The 20,661-nt window shown below is 30.4% G+C and carries 18 protein-coding genes; 14 read left to right on the top strand and 4 right to left on the bottom strand.

Going from position 1 to position 20,661, the window contains the following annotated elements:
• Positions 1-16: 16 nt before the first annotated feature.
• Both ACNI3C_RS12525 and ACNI3C_RS12520 read left to right on the top strand, forming a co-directional pair.
• Positions 17-793 (top strand): helix-turn-helix domain-containing protein, encoded by a 777-nt coding sequence (locus ACNI3C_RS12525; RefSeq protein ID WP_419770145.1) that lies wholly within the window; start codon positions 17-19, stop codon positions 791-793.
• Positions 794-1,027: 234 nt separating this feature from the next.
• Positions 1,028-2,341, top strand: coding sequence for a 2-isopropylmalate synthase (locus tag ACNI3C_RS12520; protein ID WP_419770144.1), 1,314 nt, complete (start codon positions 1,028-1,030; stop codon positions 2,339-2,341).
• Positions 2,342-2,363: 22 nt separating this feature from the next.
• Here the strand turns inward: ACNI3C_RS12520 and ACNI3C_RS12515 are convergent, their stop codons facing one another.
• Complete coding sequence (locus ACNI3C_RS12515) at positions 2,364-3,425, bottom strand: agmatinase family protein (protein ID WP_419770143.1); 1,062 nt, start codon at positions 3,423-3,425, stop codon at positions 2,364-2,366.
• Positions 3,426-3,628: 203 nt separating this feature from the next.
• Here ACNI3C_RS12515 and ACNI3C_RS12510 point away from each other — a divergent pair, with 203 nt between their 5' ends.
• From ACNI3C_RS12510 to ACNI3C_RS12475, 8 genes are all read left to right on the top strand, one after another.
• The gene (locus ACNI3C_RS12510; RefSeq protein ID WP_419770142.1) at positions 3,629-4,486 is read left to right on the top strand and encodes a RhuM family protein; all 858 of its coding nucleotides are present in this window, start codon (positions 3,629-3,631) and stop codon (positions 4,484-4,486) included.
• Positions 4,487-5,123: 637 nt separating this feature from the next.
• On the top strand, positions 5,124-6,281 hold the full coding sequence (locus ACNI3C_RS12505) for a hypothetical protein (protein WP_419770141.1): 1,158 nt from the start codon (positions 5,124-5,126) through the stop codon (positions 6,279-6,281).
• Positions 6,274-6,699, top strand: a complete 426-nt coding sequence (locus ACNI3C_RS12500; RefSeq protein WP_419770140.1) for a hypothetical protein — start codon at positions 6,274-6,276, stop codon at positions 6,697-6,699. Before ACNI3C_RS12505 ends, ACNI3C_RS12500 begins: the two co-directional genes overlap by 8 nt.
• On the top strand, positions 6,692-8,434 hold the full coding sequence (locus ACNI3C_RS12495) for a hypothetical protein (RefSeq protein WP_419770139.1): 1,743 nt from the start codon (positions 6,692-6,694) through the stop codon (positions 8,432-8,434). Before ACNI3C_RS12500 ends, ACNI3C_RS12495 begins: the two co-directional genes overlap by 8 nt.
• Positions 8,435-8,647: 213 nt before the next feature.
• Entirely contained in the window at positions 8,648-9,721 is a 1,074-nt protein-coding gene (locus tag ACNI3C_RS12490; protein ID WP_419770138.1) for a DNA alkylation repair protein, read from the top strand.
• The gene (ybaK, locus tag ACNI3C_RS12485) at positions 9,718-10,185 is read left to right on the top strand and encodes a Cys-tRNA(Pro) deacylase (protein WP_419770137.1); all 468 of its coding nucleotides are present in this window, start codon (positions 9,718-9,720) and stop codon (positions 10,183-10,185) included. Before ACNI3C_RS12490 ends, ybaK begins: the two co-directional genes overlap by 4 nt.
• An 80-nt stretch (positions 10,186-10,265) precedes the next feature.
• On the top strand, positions 10,266-10,487 hold the full coding sequence (locus ACNI3C_RS12480; protein WP_419770136.1) for a hypothetical protein: 222 nt from the start codon (positions 10,266-10,268) through the stop codon (positions 10,485-10,487).
• 89 nt (positions 10,488-10,576) lie between these two features.
• Positions 10,577-13,762: an NAD-glutamate dehydrogenase domain-containing protein gene (locus ACNI3C_RS12475; RefSeq protein WP_419770135.1), complete on the top strand. Its 3,186-nt coding sequence runs from the start codon at positions 10,577-10,579 to the stop codon at positions 13,760-13,762.
• A 28-nt stretch (positions 13,763-13,790) separates the two neighbouring features.
• Here the strand turns inward: ACNI3C_RS12475 and ciaB are convergent, their stop codons facing one another.
• Positions 13,791-15,680, bottom strand: a complete 1,890-nt coding sequence (gene ciaB, locus ACNI3C_RS12470) for an invasion protein CiaB (protein WP_419770134.1) — start codon at positions 15,678-15,680, stop codon at positions 13,791-13,793.
• A gap of 163 nt (positions 15,681-15,843) precedes the next feature.
• Between ciaB and htpG the strand changes: the two genes are divergently transcribed.
• Complete coding sequence (gene htpG / locus ACNI3C_RS12465; protein WP_419770133.1) at positions 15,844-17,745, top strand: molecular chaperone HtpG; 1,902 nt, start codon at positions 15,844-15,846, stop codon at positions 17,743-17,745.
• 123 nt (positions 17,746-17,868) lie between these two features.
• Here the strand turns inward: htpG and ACNI3C_RS12460 are convergent, their stop codons facing one another.
• Positions 17,869-18,537, bottom strand: coding sequence for a hypothetical protein (locus tag ACNI3C_RS12460; protein WP_419770132.1), 669 nt, complete (start codon positions 18,535-18,537; stop codon positions 17,869-17,871).
• A 78-nt stretch (positions 18,538-18,615) separates the two neighbouring features.
• On the opposite strand from ACNI3C_RS12460, the gene ACNI3C_RS12455 reads away from it, so the two are divergent.
• Positions 18,616-18,924 carry a nucleotidyltransferase family protein gene (locus ACNI3C_RS12455; RefSeq protein WP_419770131.1) on the top strand — a complete coding sequence of 103 codons (309 nt, stop codon included), beginning with the start codon at positions 18,616-18,618 and terminating at the stop codon, positions 18,922-18,924.
• Entirely contained in the window at positions 18,917-19,246 is a 330-nt protein-coding gene (locus tag ACNI3C_RS12450) for a HepT-like ribonuclease domain-containing protein (protein ID WP_419770130.1), read from the top strand. The genes ACNI3C_RS12455 and ACNI3C_RS12450 overlap by 8 nt, the downstream gene beginning before the upstream one ends.
• 2 nt (positions 19,247-19,248) lie before the next feature.
• Here ACNI3C_RS12450 and ACNI3C_RS12445 read toward each other — a convergent pair whose 3' ends face one another.
• Positions 19,249-19,716: a hypothetical protein gene (locus tag ACNI3C_RS12445; RefSeq protein WP_419770129.1), complete on the bottom strand. Its 468-nt coding sequence runs from the start codon at positions 19,714-19,716 to the stop codon at positions 19,249-19,251.
• Positions 19,717-20,013: 297 nt separating this feature from the next.
• On the opposite strand from ACNI3C_RS12445, the gene ACNI3C_RS12440 reads away from it, so the two are divergent.
• Positions 20,014-20,625, top strand: a complete 612-nt coding sequence (locus ACNI3C_RS12440; RefSeq protein WP_419770128.1) for a hypothetical protein — start codon at positions 20,014-20,016, stop codon at positions 20,623-20,625.
• Positions 20,626-20,661: the final 36 nt, after the last annotated feature.

Genomic DNA, 20,661 nt, shown 5'->3' with positions numbered 1-20,661 from the left:
TCTTTTTAGAGTAAACATGAAATCAGATATTTTCAAACATGGAAAACTTGGCTTTGAGTTGCGTTATGTGGAAAATATTCCTGAATGTACAAAGATGCATATTCATGAAGAATTAACTGTTACCGCCTTAAAAAAAGGTTCATTGAATTTGATATTTAATGAGACTACTTCTGAACTCATACCCAATGAAATTGCCATTATAAATAGTGGTATTCCTCACTGCGCCACTAAAAATAAAATATCAAAAGATGGGTATGTTTTGTATGTAAAAAAAGAGTATTTAAAAGATATTAATCTCAGTTTCACTTCATTTTATGAGATAATCAAACAAAAAAATATCTATCAAAGTTTTATAAAATTGTGTGATTGCTTGTTAGATAAAAAAGTATCTTTAATTGAAAAAGAGGAGATGTTTTACTCTTTTTGTTTAACTTTTTTCTCTTTTGAACAAAAACAAACCCATGAACAAACAGAATCTGTTTTGGCAACAAACATCAAAAAATATTTAGATGAAAATTTTTCAGAAGAGTTTATCTTAGATGATTTAGCAAAGAGATTTGAGTTAAGCGTTGTGCATTTAATTCGAGTATTTAAAAAAGAGTTTGGACTTCCGATTCACTCATACATTTTAAATAAAAAAGTCCATTATGCAAAAGAGTTATTATCTTCAAATATGCCAATTATTGAAGTTGCACAAAACAGTGGTTTTTTTGACCAAAGTCATCTGAACAGAAGTTTTAAAAGAGTCTTTCAAATCACACCAAAAGAGTATCAAAAAAATATTTTTCCTTAAAATGTTCATTTTGTACAAGATTTCTTTTTCTTTTTCTATTACAATACGAAACAACACATTAAAAGGAGACACAATGTATACCCATATAAACCACGTATCATCAAACACAACGGCTCTTACACTGCTCCTTCTTAACCTCTAATATTCCACACCCCTTTTTACATTTCGCATTTTAGTTTAATGACGTTAAAGCGTCATTTTAATTTTATTTATCATTTCATAATGGAGAAAACAATGAGTTTTAAAAAATATCGACAATATCCTGTTGTCAAAAATATGTCACGTACGTGGCCCAATAAACAGATTACACAAGCACCAATATATTGCAGTGTAGATTTAAGAGATGGCAATCAAGCTTTGATAAACCCTTTAACCGTTGAGCAAAAATTAGAGTATTTTCATACTTTAGTAAAAATGGGATTTAAACAAATAGAGGTAAGTTATCCCAGTGCAAGTGATACGGATTTTCAATTTACGAGAAAATTAATTCAAGAAGATTTAGTGCCCAATGATGTGGCAATTCAAGTTTTAATTCCAGCAAAAAAAGAGTGGATTAAAAAAAGTGTTGATGCCATGAGTGGAGTAAAAAATGGCATTTTTCATTTATACAATCCAACCAATGAGTTTCAAAGAAGAGTGGTTTTTCAAAAAAGTGATGAAGAGATCATTTCAATGGCAGTTGAATCCATGAACTATTTAGTTGAATTAACAAAAGATTTCAAAGGAAATGTAACTTATCAATACTCCCCTGAGAGTTTTTCTCAAACGGATTTAGAGTTTGCAGTAAAAATTTGCAATGAAGTTATCCATGCCGTCAAACCAACAGTTGAAAATAAGATGATAATAAATTTACCCAATACCCTAGAAGCGTGCACGCCAAATGTGTATGCGGATAGAATAGAGTGGATGTGTGAACATTTACACCATCGTGAAGCTTTAATCATCAGCGTGCATCCTCACAACGACAGAGGAACTTCTGTGGCAAGTGCAGAGTTAGCAGTACTTGCAGGCGCTCAGAAAGTTGAGGGAACATTATTTGGAAATGGTGAGAGAGCAGGAAACTTAGACTTAGTAAATTTTGCTTTTAATATCTATTCACAAGGGATTGATGCAAAACTTGATGTATCAATTATTGATGAAGTCAAAGCCATGTATGAAGAAAAAACAAATTTAAAAGTACATCCAAGACATCCTTTTGTAGGAGATATGATATTTACAGCTTTTTCTGGAGGGCATCAAGATGCCATCAAAAAAGGAATGGATTTTTACAGAAGCCAAAACTCACAAGAGTGGAATGTTCCTTATTTGCCCATTGACCCAAAAGATGTAAAAAGAGGTTATGAAAAAGTTATACGTGTCAATTCTCAATCAGGAAAAGGAGGGGCAAGTTTTATTATAAGTGAGTTTTTAGGCGTACAAATGAGCAAAGAGGAAGCCATAAAATTTGGAGAAATTATCAAAGTAGAATCGGACAGATTAAAACGAGAATTACAAAAAGATGAGATAATAAAGTTATATCAAACCCAATTACAAAGGGATGAAAAGTAAGTCATTTTGACTTACTTTTCGATTATTTATATTCAATTTTTCCTTGACTTGCTAATATTGCTCCACAAAGTTGGTACAAAACTCGTGAGCCAACATTGGCATCCCACCCATCTTCACTCTCTCCCACTTCGCAAAGGTCAAAACCTATGATTTTTCTTCCAGATTTTACAACCAAAAATATTAAGTGCTCTAATTCTGCATATCTTAAACCACTTGGAACGGGTGTTCCTGTATTAGGACAGTTCAGTGGTTCTAATCCATCAATATCAATAGAGAGATAAACATTATGTGGAAGTTGGTCAATATAAGGTTGGTAAACCTCTTCTAAAGATTTTCCACATGCCAATTGTGCTTGCATGTCAGTATCGTATAAACAAGCACCTCTTTTTTCAAACTCTTTCATTCTGTTGGCTTCTTCACTGCTGTAATCTCTGATACCAAATTGAACTAAGTTGGAAACTTGATTACACTCATTCATGGCATTATAAAAAATAGAGGCATGAGAGTACGTAAACCCTTCATACGCCTCTCTTAAGTCATGGTGAGCATCCACATGTAAGATTCCAAAAGGTTCAGCTTGGGTATCGTTTAATGCTTTAATAAGTCCAAGAGGGCAAGAGTGATCCCCACCAACAACGGCGACCAACTTCCCTTTTTTTATTTGTTCAATGGATTTTTCATATACAGAAGTGTTTAAAGTAACCGAAGCTTCATTGACAAATTTTAGAGCTTTTTTATTTTCTTTACCTTTTTCAAGTGCTTCTATCACTTTTAACGCTTTCTTTCTGGCTTTATGGCTGAGTTTATGTAAACTTTTATCCGTGTCAAGCATGGCAATACCTGCCACATAAGGTTTGATATAATGAAAAGTTTCCACATCTAATTGGTGACTGGTAATTCTCATAGCATCAGGCGCATTTGCTGTGCCTTGCCCAAAAGAAACCGTGGCTTCCCAAGGAACAGGAACTAAAACCAAACTCGCCTCTTGTGGGTCAAGTCTTCCCCCAATAAAACCATCCCCTTCTTGTGGTGGCAATCCTAATTCTAATACTTTGATTTCTTCTTCTAAAGTTCTATAAGACATCTGTTTTCCTAATAGAGTGTATTGATTTAATTTTGAATTATAGAATAAATATGGAAATAGTAATGTTAATTTGAAAATCATAATGAAAGGAAAACTCAATATATGATTAGAATAAAACAAAAATATGACAATCTGTAAGATTTTTTAATCCTCTTGAATATATTTGATATTCTTTGTGAATAACTTTTCAAAAGGTGGGTTTTATGTGTGATTTTTCAAATGTTGTGGTTTATAATGACGGAGAGTTGGAGTTAAAGGTTTCAGTAAACGCAGAGACGGTTTGGCTAAATAGAAATCAACTTTCTGAACTTTTTGGAAGAGATGTAAAAACTATTGGTAAACATATAAATAATCTGTTTAATGAAAAAGAGTTAGAAAAAATATCAGTTGTCGCAAATTTTGCGACAACTGCATTAGATGGTAAAACTTATAATATGGAATATTATAATTTAGATGTAATAATTTCTATTGGTTATCGTGTAAAATCTCAAAAGGGTGTTAAATTTCGTCAATGGGCAACTTCAATTCTAAAAAGTTATATTCAAAATGGATATGTAATCAATGGGGATAAAATCACAAATGAAAGATTTGTATCCTTAGAAAAAGATGTAAATCTTTTAAAAAATAAAATAGATTATATCTCATCAAAACTAGAAGATAATAGTTTGAAAATCAAACAAGGCATATTTTATGATGGACAAATTTATGATGCTTATAGTTTTGTATCTGATTTGTTAAGAAGTGCAAAAGCAGAGATTGTACTTATAGACAATTATATTGATGATACTACGCTAACGCTTTTTTCAAAAGTTCCAACTACAAAAGTAACGATATATACCAATACGATTACAAAGCAACTCAAACTCGATTTAGAGAAATATTCAAAACAGTACAATAATATTACACTGAAAACTTTTAAGAACTCTCATGATAGGTTTTTGATAATGGATAAAAAAGAAGTTTATCATTTAGGAGCAAGTTTAAAAGACCTTGGGAAAAAGTGGTTTGCTTTTTCTAAGATGAGGTTGGATACTAATGATTTGATTAGTAAATTGGTTTAGGTTTTTTAAAATTTAATTTATTTCCAAATCACCAAGCTGTGGCTATAAAGTCAAATTTTTACTAGACGTCTCTTGAAAAGCAAAGCTTTCCGCTTCCACTTTCTTTATCCGTAAAGAAAGTTAGCAAAGAAAACTCACCACGGGCTTCGACGGCAAAGCTACCCTCCGTATTTTAAATTATTTATTGCGTTGCGGAACTCACTAAAATGACCGTTTAGGTCATTTCTTAACGTTCAAACAGTCCTCACTTGTTACCATAAATAATTCAAAATACTCCGGCGTCTGCAGATGTGGTAATATCCCTAGTATTCAAACTATCTTGTGTAAATTGAATAAAGAAAAAATTCTGAATACCAACAATCAAAATACAAAATCCCTCTTTTCCAACTTCGAAGCAGGGGAAAACTTGTGCTAAATGCACAAGGCAAACTTCGTGCGTTAAGCCGAACATTTAATCGTTGGTGGTTTTCTCAAAGAGAGTGCAAGCAAAAAACTTGAAAAAAATAAAATAATTAAATTTTTGAGTTTATAAATAAATTTAGCCGTATAAAATAATAATCTTAAGTCTTTTTTAAGAATAAAATAAACTTTTTAGTGATATTCTAGTGTAATGTTATTAAAGAATGGTATAAAAAATATGTCTACTCACAATAATGATAGTGGTTTAATAAGTTTATCAGGTTTTGCTTTTCAAATTAAAGTGTTAATTTTATATATTACTGCTTTAGACCTGAATAGACAAGTAGAGTTTGAAACATTTGAAGATGTTGTTGAAAGTAAAGAATCTGTATCTGAAGATTTTCTTGATAATAAATCAGAATATTTTAATACTATTCAACGAGACGATAAAGGTTCCCAAGCAATACAAGTAAAGCGGACTAAACTAGTAAATAGTAATTTAAAAAAAGTAATATTTAATTGGTTATTACTAGAGGGAAGAGAAAGTATTGATAAATATATATTAATTACTGATGCTGAGTATGATAATAAAAATATACTTTTTGATATTACTGTAGAAAAACTTTATGATGAAGTTATAAAATCAGATTCAAAAGTAAATGCATTAATTACTTTGGTAAAGAATCAATTTACTAATTTTGAAAGTTTTAAAAAAAAATATATGTTGATAAAAAGTAAATATGAGTTTATTTCAATTGAAAATATTGACAATGAAATTTTTTTAAAACTTGAAAATTATTTTCATAAAGGTGGAATATCTGAAATAAAATATAATTTAAGAGTAAAAGAACTAATGAAAAATATAACTTCAAATGTTATGGAATCTGTATTTAATAAAAAACCTTATATTTGTAATCAAAAAGACTTTATGGTTTTGATAGAAAGAATTTCGACTCAAATAAGTAAAGATGAATATAAACCTGAATCTTTTTCATCATTTTCAAAGAGAGAGTTTATAGATTTAAGTGATAGTGATATTTGTAAATCAAGAGAATATATTCAATTAACTCATTGTAAAATAAGTCAGAAGCGTATTGAAAAACATTTATTATATAAACAATATTATCAATCCTATAAATATGATTTGTTGTTAGATAATAGTTTAGAATCAATAGAAGATTTAGAGTCTAGAACTTATGATAATTTTTGTGATGTAAAAGAATATTTAAAAAGTGAAAATAAAGATACCCCATTAAATAGATTAAATAGAACTAAAGAAAAAGGTAATACTTATAGTTATAATGAATATATTAAATCTGGCTCATGTATTTATTTAACAAAGGATAATACAGATATAGAGTTAATAATATCTTGGAAGGATGATGAAAGTGAATAATTCATTTGAACGTGATGTTATCATAATTAGCTTTTATACTCATATTATTGAAAACTTATTAAAAGAACATGGTAAATTAAGTATATTTAAAACAATAGTTTTTTCATTTTTAATAAAGAAGCAAGAAGTTTCATCAAAAATTTATAATAGTAATAATAAAAATGATGTGATGTTAAAGTTCCTATCACAATTATCTGGAGAGTTTTCAAACTTTGTAAAAGATTTAGATTTTTTATTTAAATCAATTGATATTTTAGTAAAAAGTAACAAGATTGAGTATATTAATAATGGTGTTTTAAGAATAAAAGATTTTGAAGTTATATATAAAAGTAATAATGATTTATTATATAAAGCAATAAAAGAAAGTAATCATTATTCTGATGAACAATTTATGAAGGAAGTATTGTATTATGTTTAAAATTGAAGTACTTAAACTAGTAAGTATTAATAATGAAGAATTTATTTATGAATTTAATAGTGGAATTAATTATTTTCAAGGAAAAAATGATACTGGAAAAACTATTTTTTATAACTTCCTTGATTATATGTTTGGGTCTTCAAATGAAATAGGAAAAGAAAGTTGTCTAGATAATTTAGATTTTGCAGAATTAAAGTTTTTTTATAGAGATAGAAGTTTTACACTTAAAAGAACAATGCATTCAAATTTAAATTATATAAAATATAGTGAAAAAAATTGGGGTAAAGAAATTAGTTTAAATGAATATAAAGAAAAATTAAACTTAATTTTTATGTTGGATGAGAATAAATTAAAAGTTTTACGAGACTTTACAGAAGAAGATTTGACATATAGAACATTTACGTTATTTAATTTCTTAGGAGAGAAGTCGTTAGGTAATATACAAGATTTTTTTGATAAATGTAGTGATTTTAGGTACTCTATGAAGCTTACTACAATTTTAAATTTTTTATTTAATGAAAATCTTGAAAAGATTTTTTTGTTGGAATCAGAAATTAAAAAATTAAAAGATGAATTGTCGAATTTAGAAGAATTAACATACACATATAAATTGAATGAACGAAATATAAATTCAAACTTGAGAAAGTTAGATGCTAAAATATCATACAATGGTAAAAATGCAGATGAAGTTTTAGAGTATCTAATTGAATTGAAAAACTTAGATGAAACTAAAAAGACTAAAAAGAGTAGAACTATTGCAGAACTTGAATCAATTTACCATAGTTTGTCAGAACAAGTGCGAGTTTATGAGAATAGAATAAAAGATACTAGACAGTTTCAAATTGAAAATGAAAATAAATTAATGTTAATAGAAAAATTAAATAGTTTAATATCTAATCAGAAAGAATATGATTACTTAATTACTCCAATACAAAATATTTTGAAAGATATTAATACTAATATATCTTTTAATAAATATTATATTAAAGATGGAACAATTAAGAAATTAAAAGAAGAAAAAAATAAACTAAAAGAAGAAATCAAAACAAATGATTCTAGATTTTCAGCTTACAGTTTAGATAAAAAATCATTTATAATTGCATTAATAGAAGAAAATTTAGATAAAAATATTATAGATAAGACTAAAGATATTGAAAATAAAAAGAATAAAATAAAAGAGTTAAGAGAAAACTTATTGTTACTAAAAAATAAAGATAATAAAGATAAAATAGATGCACTTTCTAACTTTATTACTTCTTTATATTTATCAGCTAAGGATGAATCGGAGGTTGTTTCAAGAGATGAAAGTTTAAATGTTAGTATCAAATATAACAAAAAAGGTAATATTTTACAGCCTACAATTATTTATGAAAAAGATGAAGTGATTGAGAGCGAGAATTATTATATAGGAAGTAATGCAAGGCATACTTTAATACAGCTGTGTGGATATTTGGGTTTTATTAGACTACTTATTAGTGAAAAATCATATCCAATTATTCCTTTTTTAGTTTTAGATCATATTTCAAAACCCTTTGACATTGAAAACGGAAAAGCGATAGGTGAAATTTTTAAAACTTTTTATAAAAACTTACCAAAGGATATGATGCAAATTATTATGTTTGATGATAAGTCTGCAGAAAGTTTATCTATAAATCCTGATAAGTATGAAAGTTTAGTTACTGGTAACAAAAGTGGATTTAATCCTTTCTTTTATGCAAATTCAATTAAAAATTAAATGTTTGATAACTAATATTTTAAACTTTTGTTATGTAATCATGTTAGAAGTTTTTAGGTATTTGAATCTTATAATCTATTAGGTGCTGAATTTAAGATAAAAGTACACTTATCAGTTTCTTTAAGAAATTAAAATATATTTTACATAATGAAATAAAAACCATCCTTTCTAAAAACTTATTATAAAATAGAATAAAAACTTTGGAACATACAAATGGCAGAACAATTAAAAAACGTATATACGAAAGCGTATATAATAAACCTAGCAAATAAAATAAAACAAAACTACAAAAACTTTGATGAAGAAGCCTTTATCAATGCCATCTTTGATACCACTTGGGAAATCTTAGAACTTAAAGCGCGTATGCGTCATATTGCTGTACAACTCAATGCTTGTATCCCTTTGCCATATAAAGAACAACTTGAAATACTCAAACCCGTTTCGGCTTATTTTTTCTCCTTTGAAGCGATGTTTTTTCAAGACTTTGTGGAGGTTTTTGGCTTAGATGATTTTGAAAACTCTATGAGAGCGTTGGAAGTGTTTACCCAAGACTCCAGCAGTGAGTTTGCTGTTCGGCAGTTTATATTGAAGTATGAAGATACAACCATGCAGCAAATGCAACGTTGGGCTAGGAGTTCAAATGAACATTTACGTCGTTTAGCCTCGGAGGGGTGTCGTCCCAGACTCCCTTGGGCGGTGGCATTGCCTTCGTTTAAAAAAGACCCGACTCGCGTGTTGGAAATCATTGAGTTACTGAAAAACGATCAGAGCAAATATGTTCAAAAGAGTGTGGCAAATAACTTAAACGACATCTCAAAAGATAATCCTGAACTATTAATAGCTTTTGTGAAGAAGAATCTTGGCGTTTCTAATACTCTGGATTGGATATGCAAACATGCTTCACGTACTTTGCTTAAAAGAGGTGAGGTGGCCATTTTAAATTTGTTTAGTTTTGATCAATCACACCATGTAAACATAGAGAATTTTACGTGCGATGAAAGCGTTAAGGTCAATGACTCTTTGAATTTCTCTTTTGAGTTAGTCTCCAATGAAGTTTTAGGCAATATACGATTGGAGTATGCAATTTTTTATTTAAAATCAAACAATACGCACAATAAAAAAGTCTTTATGATAAGCCAAAATGATATAAAATCACAACACAAAAAGTTTACGAAAAAACAGAGTTTTAAAAACATGACCACACGAAAACACTATTTAGGCAAACACTATATTGCCCTTATTATTAATGGACAAGAGAGAATCAAAAAGGAGTTCCAACTCAAATGACCCCAGCAATCAGATTACTGAAAAAAAATAAAATTGAATTTACCATTCACAAATATGATCACGATGTTGCTTGCACAAACTATGGTGCAGAAGCTGCAACTAAACTCAACTTAGACGAACGACAAGTCTTTAAAACCTTATTGGTAGAACTCTCCCCAAAAGAGTTGGCTGTAGCGGTTATACCTGTCTCAAATCAACTTGGCTTAAAAAATATTTCTAATGTTTTCGGGGCTAAAAAAGCGGTCATGGCAAACAAAGATGAAGCTCAAAAAGTTACAGGATACCTTTTAGGAGGTATCTCTCCATTAGGACAAAAAAAGCGATTACGAACTGTGATTGATAAAAGCGCATTGGAGTTTGAAACCATCTATGTGAGTGGCGGGAAAAGAGGTTTGGACATAGAACTTCAACCCAATGATTTGGCTGTGTTATTGGATGCTATTTTTGAAGTGGTTATGGCGTAAAATTTTCTTTTCTTAATTTTTTTATATAATTTTTTTTAATCTTGCTTGTTAAATTTTATTGGATTATAGTTAGGAAAAAATTGGGAGATAAGATAATGAAAAAATATGATTCAAGCGAATTGAGTTTGGAAAAAATTGATGACTATTATGAAACACCTAAGAAAAAAAGAAGAGTTATTTTTCTTGTGATTGCTTCAGGTTTACTCATAGGAGTAATCTTTTTTGCTTTGAAGTATTACAACGATTTTGATGACTATGTAGGAACACCAGAAAACCCAGGTATTACAGCAGTTAAACGATAATGCAATCAAATTGAAACCATTCATGCGAATTTATGTTTGACATAGTATAATAACTTTAGCAAGATTTTACTAAACGCTAAAGGATTACAATGGAAACTACAGAACTGAATTCAGTGTGTTCACAGTTATTGACACAAGACGATTTAAAAATCCCAGAAAATTTGCATGAAAAGTTAGAAAAAGAGGATGTTGTTACTGATATTGTTTATAAAGGTAAAAACTCTTCCATAAAAATTTATTCTAAAAATGAGTTGTATCTCTCTTCTATTACGCCTGTACTTCATAACTTCGGATTTGAAATTATTGATGAGGTTACATACAACGTTTACTACAACAACGAATCCATCTTTATCAGTCGGTTTAATCTCAATCTTGAAAAGAATGACAAAATTGAGTCGGCGAAAGAGAACATTGAATATGTGGTTTCTCACTCTTTAAAATATTGTTATATTAAACGAACCAAACTTTTTTCTCTGGTGTATAATCAAAATTTGTCTATGAGAAGTGTTCTTTTATTGACAGCTATTATTGAGTACATTGATCAAGCTGTCATTTCATTAAACAGTGAAGCCATTATCAATACCATTACTTCATACGACGAAATATCAAATCTGTTTGTACAATATTTTTCTACAAAGTTTAATCCAAAATTGACCAAACGAGAGAAGTCTTTAGCTGATTTAGAACAAAAAATTGAAGAGCACATCAAAAAAGTGCCCAATATTTTAGATGACAAAATTCTGAAACTCACGTATGCTTGCCTCAAAGCAATGTTACGAACAAATTACTATTTCAACAAAGATGCCATTGCTTTTAAAATCAACACCAAACAATTTGCAGAAAATTTAAAAGGGCTTCAACCCAATATTGAAACATTTGTCTATCACCAAAATTTTTTTGGAATCCATTTACGAATGACCAACATCAGTCGTGGTGGTTTACGATGGTCGGACAGACATGATGATTACCGACAAGAGATTAAATCTCTTATGATTACACAAGAGGGGAAAAACTCAATCATTATTCCAAGTGGAGCAAAAGGTGGATTTGTTATTAAAAGAGACAATGCTGAAATCACCAAAGAGTTTTTTACAGAAGTCTATACAGAGTTTATCAATAACCTTTTAGATATGGTGGATAATGTAAAAGAGGGTGAAGTCATAAAAGACAAAAGAGTGGTCGCTTACGATGACGATGATACCTATTTTGTTGTTGCTGCTGATAAAGGAACCGCTTCCATGAGTGATGTGGCCAATGCCATTGCCATTGAGCGTGAGTATTGGTTGGGGGATGCATTTGCCAGTGGGGGTTCAAATGGTTTTGGACATAAAGATTTGGGTATTACTGCACGAGGTGCATTGATGTCGACCAAACGATTTTTCATAGAAGAGGGGATTGATATTTACAAAGACCCCGTTACTGTTGTAGGAATTGGTTCTATGAATGGTGATGTTTTTGGAAATGGGCTCATTGAATCAAAAATGCTAAAACTTGTTGCTGCTATTGGTCACAAAGAGATTTTTATAGATCCCAATCCTGATATTGAAAAGAGTTTTGAAGAGAGAAAAAGGTTGTTCACTTCTGCCAATGGAAGTTGGAGCGCGTATGATACTTCAACTATTTCAAAAGGGGGTGGAATATTTTTACGATCAACCAAAGATATTGAACTCTCAGATGAGATTAAAAAACTCATTGGTACGACGAAAAAGAGCATGAGTGGGGAAGAGTTGTGTCGAAAACTTTTAACCATGAAGGTGGATCTGCTTTTTAATGGAGGTGTTGGAACATATGTTAAAAGCAGTGAAGAGAGTAACTTAGATTTAGGCGACAAACAAAATGAAGCTGTGCGTGTAGATGCTACGGATTTAAAGGCCAGAATAGTATGTGAAGGTGGGAACTTAGGATTTACACAAAAAGCCAGAATTGAGTATGCATTAAAAGGTGGGAAAATCAATATTGATGGCATTGATAACGCCGCAGGTGTCAATACCTCAGACCATGAAGTTAATTTAAAAATATTGCTTAACAGCATTGAAAACAAAGGCATTATTTGTCGCAGCGAAAACCAACAAATACTTGAGGGCTTAACCGAACAAGTGGTCAATTTAGTGCTTTGGAATAACTACGAACAAGCTTTAACCATATCCAGAGATGAGGTTTTAAGTCGAAAATATTTGGACGATTTTATTGCTACCATATCTGTGCTTGAAGAGAATATTGTTTCGTTTAACCGAGTCGATTTTTATATTCCTAAAAATGAAAATATACATGAAATCATCAATCAAAAAAACTCTATTGTGCGACCGATTTTATGTTCATTGCTCTCTTACTCAAAAATATTTATGAAAGCCATATTGCTAAAATCAACCTTTTTGGACGATGTTTTTACCATGCAATATCTTTATAAATATTTTCCAAAATCATTTGTGGGGGCTTACGAACACGAAATCAGTTCACATCCACTTAAAAAAGAGATTATTGCCACAAAAATCGCAGATATTATCATCAATTCACAAGGGGTAACGTTTGTCAGTGATTATGATACTCTCGGATTTGACAAATTTATTTTAAAAATTAAATCATACCTTACTGTCAATGCCCTTTTTGGTTCAAGATTAATTCGATTTGACCTTTACAGAAGCGACTATTTCCTTCCAATTGAGGAGCAATACCGATTGTTGGATGAATTAGAGCACACTTTAAACTTTACAACCAAATGGATGGTCAAATATTTAAAAGATCATCAAATCGAAGCGGCACATATTATTGGGCACAAAGATGAACTGTTTAAAATACTTGATGAAATTAACCACAACAGTTATATTGATATTCTTCCTGAAAAAGAGCACTTTAATCTCTTTTTTGGTGTCATAGACTACCTCAATTTTGCTGTTGCGGCTATAATGATTAAAGAGAAAACGCTGCATTCATTCCGAGATGTTGTGGTGATTTTTTATTCTTTGGTACATGAGTTTAAAATTCTTGAAATGATTAATTTACTCAATGATATAAAAATCAATGACAGCAGTGAAGCACTTCTTAAAACACAAGTGCTAAAATTTATTGAATTTATTGTGGTGCATTATACGGAGCAAATTTTGACATTTAAAAGGGTCAATGAATCTGCTGATGTGGCGTTTGATAACTACATCAGTAATGAAGAAGATTTGTTCAATACCATTAAAATTCAAATCAATGAATTCATGGCAAAAGAGACAAAAAACTTACAAGAAATTACCATTACGGTCAATCAAATGCTCGTGGCATTAATATAAAACAATCCTGTGGAAATTCCACAGGATATTAAATAGTGTAGTTACTCTTTTTATCTTCGGTATCCAACTCTTGCCCAATGGCTTTGTATCTTTCAAAGTAGTGTTGTACAAATGCTTTTATTGTTTTATTTACAGGTAAGAAATATTTTCCTTCTTTGGTAGCATATTTGTTTAAAAACTCTGTTGCATCTTTTTTCTCTAAATAATGCAGTGCCAAATCTTGATAGGTTTTTATATACCACTGTTTGAGTGCCACAAAGGCATCGTCACTTAAATCGATGGTGAGTTTCTCATTGTCCCAGGTTAATACTTTTGTTTCAAACAGTCCCGTTAAGTGAATAAGCCCTTCGCAATAGTAAGGTTGTACTTCATCGACTTCCATCCAACCAATGAGTCCAACGGCTCGTTTGATGGTGTCCATAAAGACTTGATGTGAGAGTTCACTTTGGGCATTGCCAATAAAAAATGAAACCAATCCTCCTGTAGTGGCTTTAAACTCTTCAATGTTTTTAAAATTGCCCGTTTTGTTCATGACAGATTCGGTTTCATCGTCGCACCATAAAATGTGCCCGTATTCATGCCCAATGGTGGTGATGTCATAAACATCGTGCCATGCTTTGTCTTCTTTGAATAAGAAGTTTCTGTCTTGTGTTAAAAATGCTTGTCCAAAAATCTCTCTTGAGAGTTTTAAGAAGGGTTTGGCTCTTGTCGTTTGTAAAATCTCATCAGAGAATGCAAAGATTTTTTTCCCTTCATCTCGTGATACTATCTCATCATTAGGTACAACTTGTGCTGAAAAAAGCCCATTGAATTCTGCTCCAAAGAAGAGTGCAGGTCGCCCAATATAAAGTTGCACTTTGTCCAAACTTTTCATAGAAAAATCAAAGATGGCTTCGTGTTTTTTATGGTTTTGGTCAATATGAAAACTGTGAAAAATCGTGGCAAACATATTTTTCATTTTGACCACTCTTTGCGCATTTTTCTCAAACTTTGGATTTGAAAGACGAATATCCCACTCTAAGGCAACAGCTTTTCTGAAATGGTCTTCATAATACTCAAGCGGGTGTCCAATTTGAATTGGTGTTTGAATTTTCATCCACGCTCTGTCCACATCGGCCCATTGTGCTACAAGTTTATTACGGTTGGTTTCGGCAAAGGCTTTAATGAGTGTTTGAATATACAGAATGTAATCCCATTTTTGATGATAAACTTCATCTTCGAGTTCAATCAAACTGTCTGCAAAAATTTCAAGTGCATTAATCACTTCTGTGGTCTCTTTTTTAAACGCACGAATATAGGCTTCACTCTCATACGTACCATCGTTTTGTTTGACAAGTGCTGAGTAACTTCTGTCTGCTGTTTGGTCGTTGTGTCCTAGGTCAAAGAGTTTATTCTCTTCTAAGTATTCAAACACTTTGGCTTCATTGCCTTCAAATTTTTCAAGCAACTCTTTGTTGATATTGTTAATAATGTGTGCCGTCCAAGAACTTTGCCATTGGCTCATTTTTAAGCCAACTTCATAAACCCCTTTGAAAATGGCTTGGTAAAATGGCGTTAAAAGATTTTTCCATATGATAAAATTTTCAACGGTATTTTTGTGTTTTTCTTGCCAAAACTCTTTAACAAATCCATACGCTTTTTCTTGAAGTTCAATCACCTCTTTTTCATTTTTTCCCAGTTTCTTTAAAACTTGCACCAAAGAGTCATCTCTTAAATTGACCAAACGTGTAATAAGGGCAAGTCGTATATTGTCGTCAATATCACTTAATCCCAGTTTTGAAGCGAATTGGTTTATCCGTTCTAATTTGTCGTACTCTTTATTTTCTAAATAGGTGATATATTGGTTAATTGATGTTTTTTGTTCATCTAAATAGTCATAGATTAAACTCACATCGTCTAAAAATTGTTCTTGAGTCATATGTATCCTTTATTTGTAGTAGTATTCTATCAAATATTTAATGTTTATTTCTTAAATTGGCACTAAAGGTATAAAAGTGCTAATTTATTTCAAAACTTTAGCTTCCTTTTATAAAGTTGTGGTAAAATTTTACTACAAAATTTAATAAATATAGGAGAAATTCATGGCAAAACATCAATTTCAAACAGAAGTTGGACAACTTTTACATTTAATGACACACTCTTTATACTCAAATAAAGAGATTTTCATAAGAGAGCTTGTTTCAAATGCAAGTGATGCTTTGGATAAATTAAACTACTTAAAACTTACCGATGAAAACTTAAAAGAGAAGTTCGCTTCTTGGAGTGGTGAAATCAATGTTTCATTTGATGAAGCAGACAAATCATTGACCATTTCAGACAATGGTATTGGAATGAACGAAGAAGATTTAATTGCTTCTATTGGTACTATTGCAAAATCGGGTACAAAATCATTTGTTGAAAACTTAACGGGTGATGCAAAAAAAGACAGCAACTTAATCGGGCAATTTGGAGTTGGTTTTTACTCTGTGTTTATGGTAGCATCAAGTGTTGATGTGATTTCAAAAAAAGCAGGAGAAGAGACAGCTTATAAATGGTCAAGCACAGGTACAGGTGAGTTTGATTTAGCCCCTGCAACTAAAGAGTCAAACGGTACGGTTATTTACATCAAACTTAAAGATGAAGAAGCAAGTGAATTCGCAAGCAAATACCGAATCAAAAATATTGTTGGGAAATACTCTAACCATATTGCTTACCCAATTTTCTTAAACTACTCAGAAGAGGTAACAGAAGAGTTAAGCGAAGAGGATAAAAAAGCAGGAAAAGAAGCGAAAAAAACCACAGAAAAAAAACACGAAAAAATCAATGAAGCCACAGCACTTTGGATGCAACCAAAAGCCAAAATAAAAAAAGAAGAGTATAACGATTTTTATAAATCAATCTCTCACGATTCAACGAATCCAATGATGACAGTACACACAAGAGTTGAGGGTGTCAATGAGTATACAACCTTGTTTTATATTCCTAAAAAAGCTCCAATGGATATGTACCGAGCCGATTATCAACCGGGTGTTAAACTTTATGTTAAAAGAGTATTTATCACAGACGATGAAAAAGAACTCTTACCTACGTATCTTCGATTTGTAAGAGGAATTATTGATTCTGAAGATCTGCCATTAAATGTATCAAGAGAGATTTTACAAGAGAACAGAATTTTAGCGAATATCAAACAAAGTTCAGTGAAAAAAATCTTAAGTGAAATTAAAAAACTCTCTAAAGATGAAGAGAAATACAAAGAGTTTATTGCAGAATATAACCGACCAATCAAAGAGGGAATTTACCAAGACTTCACCAACAAAGAAGCTTTACTTGAACTGGTACGATACAAATCGACAAAAGTAGATGGAATTACTTCATTAGAAGCCTATAAAGAGAGAGCCAACAGTGAACAAAAAGCAATTTTTTATATCACAGGTGAAAATGAAAAAATCTTAAGAAACTCTCCATTGATTGAGAGTTATAAGAAAAATGACATCGAAGTATTAATCTTAGACGACAAAGAAATCGATGAAATTATCACACCAACATTTGGTGCATATAAAGAGTGGCCATTTAAAGATGTGGCATTATGTGAAGCTCCAAAAGTTGAACAAACAGAAGAAGCAAAAAAAGAAGTTGAAGAAAAATTCCAAGATATTACGAAAAAAATCAAAGAGATTTTAGGCGAAGCCGTTACGGATGTTAGAGTGACAAACAGACTCTCTGAATCGCCTTCTTGTGTGGTTAAAGAGGGGAACGAACAAATGGCTCAAATGGCTCAAATGATGCGAGCAATGGGTCAAGAAATGCCAGAAGCAGCACCGATTTTAGAAATCAATCCAGACCATGCTATTGTAACAAAACTCAATGGTTGTGCCGATGATAAAATGATAGAAGATGTTTCTTGGGTACTTTTAGACCAAGCGAAAATCAGTGAAGGTATGGAAATTACTGACGCAGTAGCGTTTGCACAAAGACTTAACAGAATCACAGCAAAAGCTTTATAAAAATAAAAGAACTATTTGCACGCATCTTCGGCGTTGCAAATAGTTTTTTTCTCAATCACGTACTTTAGTACGCTCAATCAAAAAAAACTCTTTGCGCCTTGAATCTACATACAACTAGTTCTTTTAAGGTTTTAGATGATTTATTTCATCATTATAGTAACTATTAAATACTTTTTTAAAATTTTCTACAAGACTAATATTTTTGTTTTTTAATTCTTGAATATAATCATTAAAATCTTTTTCTATAGTTTTTAATATTTTAAAAGGATTAATTTTTATTTCTTTAGTTTGGGGAATATATTCAATTTCTTTTTCATAAGTATAATTTAGTAAGACTCCATCTCCAATCATGCCTGTGTGCATCATTTGATTTCTTGTTTCTCTTATAATGTCTCTTATATTAATGCCTTTTAAGCTAGAAAAAACTCTTTCTATTCCTTTACATAAAATTTCTGTTGATTCATCTATTTTCTCAGATTTTTTTATTCTTTCACGGTATCTTTCCATTTTTTCTAAATAAGAAAAAATTCCAAATAGAACAAAAATAGCATTTTTAAAAGGTTTATATTTAAAATCAAGAGACTTGTTATTTTCATCTATAATTAAGTCATCTCTTAAAAGTGTCCACATTGGATGAATAATCCATTCTTTAACTTCCTTTTCAAAAATAGTTATTTTGTCATTTATATTTGTAATATATAATGGTTTATCAGGATTTTCATCATCAATTAGTTCTTTCGCCTTTAAGTAAATTCCTTCACATAAATAATAATCTTCAGTTATAGTACTCACTTTTAATCCTTAAAAATAATTTTTTATAATTGTACCAAATAAATTTGTGTTATAATTATTAATTAAAAAGGTCAAAAAATGGAAAAAGAATTATTAAATAAAATCAAAATTGAGAAACAAAAACTTTTACTGGATGGTTTTAAAATCATTGGGGTATTTGGTTCTTATGCTACAAACACTCAAACAAAAGAGAGTGATATTGATTTATTATATGATATTGAACCTATTTTTACTCAAAAATATGCTGGTTTTGAGGCTTTTTCTCGATTATCTGAAATAAAAGAATCTTTGCAAAAATCTTTAAACCTTAATGTAGATATAGCTACTGTCGATAATAATTCTAAAACATTTAAAAAATTTGCGTTAAAAGATGTTATTTATGTCTAGTGCATTTGAAAAATTAAATTTTATATTAGAAAAAATTGAGGACATTGAATCGTTTAAAACAAGATATAAAAATATCGAAGAGTTATTGAATGATACAATGGGATACGATGCAACTCTCATGTCATTACTTCAAATTGGTGAAACACTTAACAGTTTAAGAAATGAATCGTATGCAGATAAATTGCCTATCAAAGGTACATATGATGTCAGAAATTTTATTGCACATGACTATGAAGGTGTTAATAAAGCAATCATAGAAAATATAATCAGAATAGAATTACCAAAATTAAAAGAGGTAATTATTCACATAAACAGCAAGTAACCTCAGTTACTCACTCTTTCTAACTCATGCAGCGAATTTGAAATCGAATCGGCTACTTCGTCGGTGACGAATTCATGCCATTTCATCATTTGATTGATCATATTTCGTTTGCATAAATCTTTCATCTCTTTATCGAAAAATTCATTGTCATTTATTTTGTTGATGATGGGTTCTACTTCAAGGTTTCCCTCTTTTACCATACTCATATTTTCGTTGATAAAGTATTGTACCGCATCCATGGAGGCTTGTTTTAGCAGTTCCATTTCGTAGATTCGTTTTGCATCGGGCATCTCTTTTAAATCTTTTAAAAGTTCGTAAATAGAACCCAGTGCATTTTTAAAATCAACGTCTATATCGACGTTTACTTTAGTATCTGTAATCATTTTTCTCATAGATACTTGGTAGTATATCTCATATTTGGCCAGGTTGTTGATGATGTTATATTTTGAAAACTCTTCTTTGATATTCATATCTTTCCCCTTGTTTTTTTGTAATATTAAATTATAACAATTAATTATTACAAATTTAAATATTTTATCTTAATACAAATAAAACTCTGTAGAATACAAAAAAATTTTTAGGAGAAATATTTGTATTTAGAAATTTTTATTCTCATATTGCTTATTATTGTCATATTTTTCTTTTTCTTTAAAAAGCAAAAAAAGTCTAAAAAAGGAAAAATTCCTTTCAAAAAGAGCATCTAGTGTCAATGAATTGTCAATTCTTCTCTTGAACAATTGTGATATACTTTAAAAAAAGGATTTACAATGACCAAATATCTATTTTTAGCTTTTTTAGCACTCTTTTTAACGGCGTGTGGTTCTGTAACCTTCAATTATAATACCAGCAATCAAGATCTATCTTTTGATTTAAAAGAGGGTGAACCGTATGCGATTAAGTTAACGAATCCAGTTGTTACTTTAACCCATGATAGCTGCACTTTTTATTCTTATGTACTCAATGATGACTCGTCATCTTATGGAAAAATCTTTATTGAAGATATCTCTTTACAAAGCAATTGTAAATGGAATGGTTTGGATTTGAGTTTTTTTGAATCAAATTTTAAAGATACTCTCAAACTTCAAAGCATGAAAAAAATCGAAAATATTGCCATAAATAACTATGAGTTTTTAACCTATAAAATCAATGATGACTCCTACATGAATTTAATCTATATCTTTGGAGTAAGCACTACAACGTTTATTGTCGATTATGAGGGAAAATTATCCAATGAGTTATTAGAAGCCTTTGATAAAAATGTGACCAGTAACTATGTGCATGAAAAAAGATTTTCTTCAAATTTTAATGACTCTTTGGTAAGAAAAAATCTTTTCAAAGGTTATTTCAATCAATATTCTGAGGATTACAGCTCAAAATAAAAGAGAATCTTTGCGCTTTAACCTTGAAAAATAAGA

The sequence above is a fragment of the Marinarcus sediminis (SeqCode) genome, from assembly GCF_048571275.1.
Taxonomy (GTDB): Bacteria; Campylobacterota; Campylobacteria; order Campylobacterales; family Arcobacteraceae; genus Marinarcus; species Marinarcus sediminis.
This window is presented reverse-complemented; position numbering and strand designations above follow the sequence as displayed.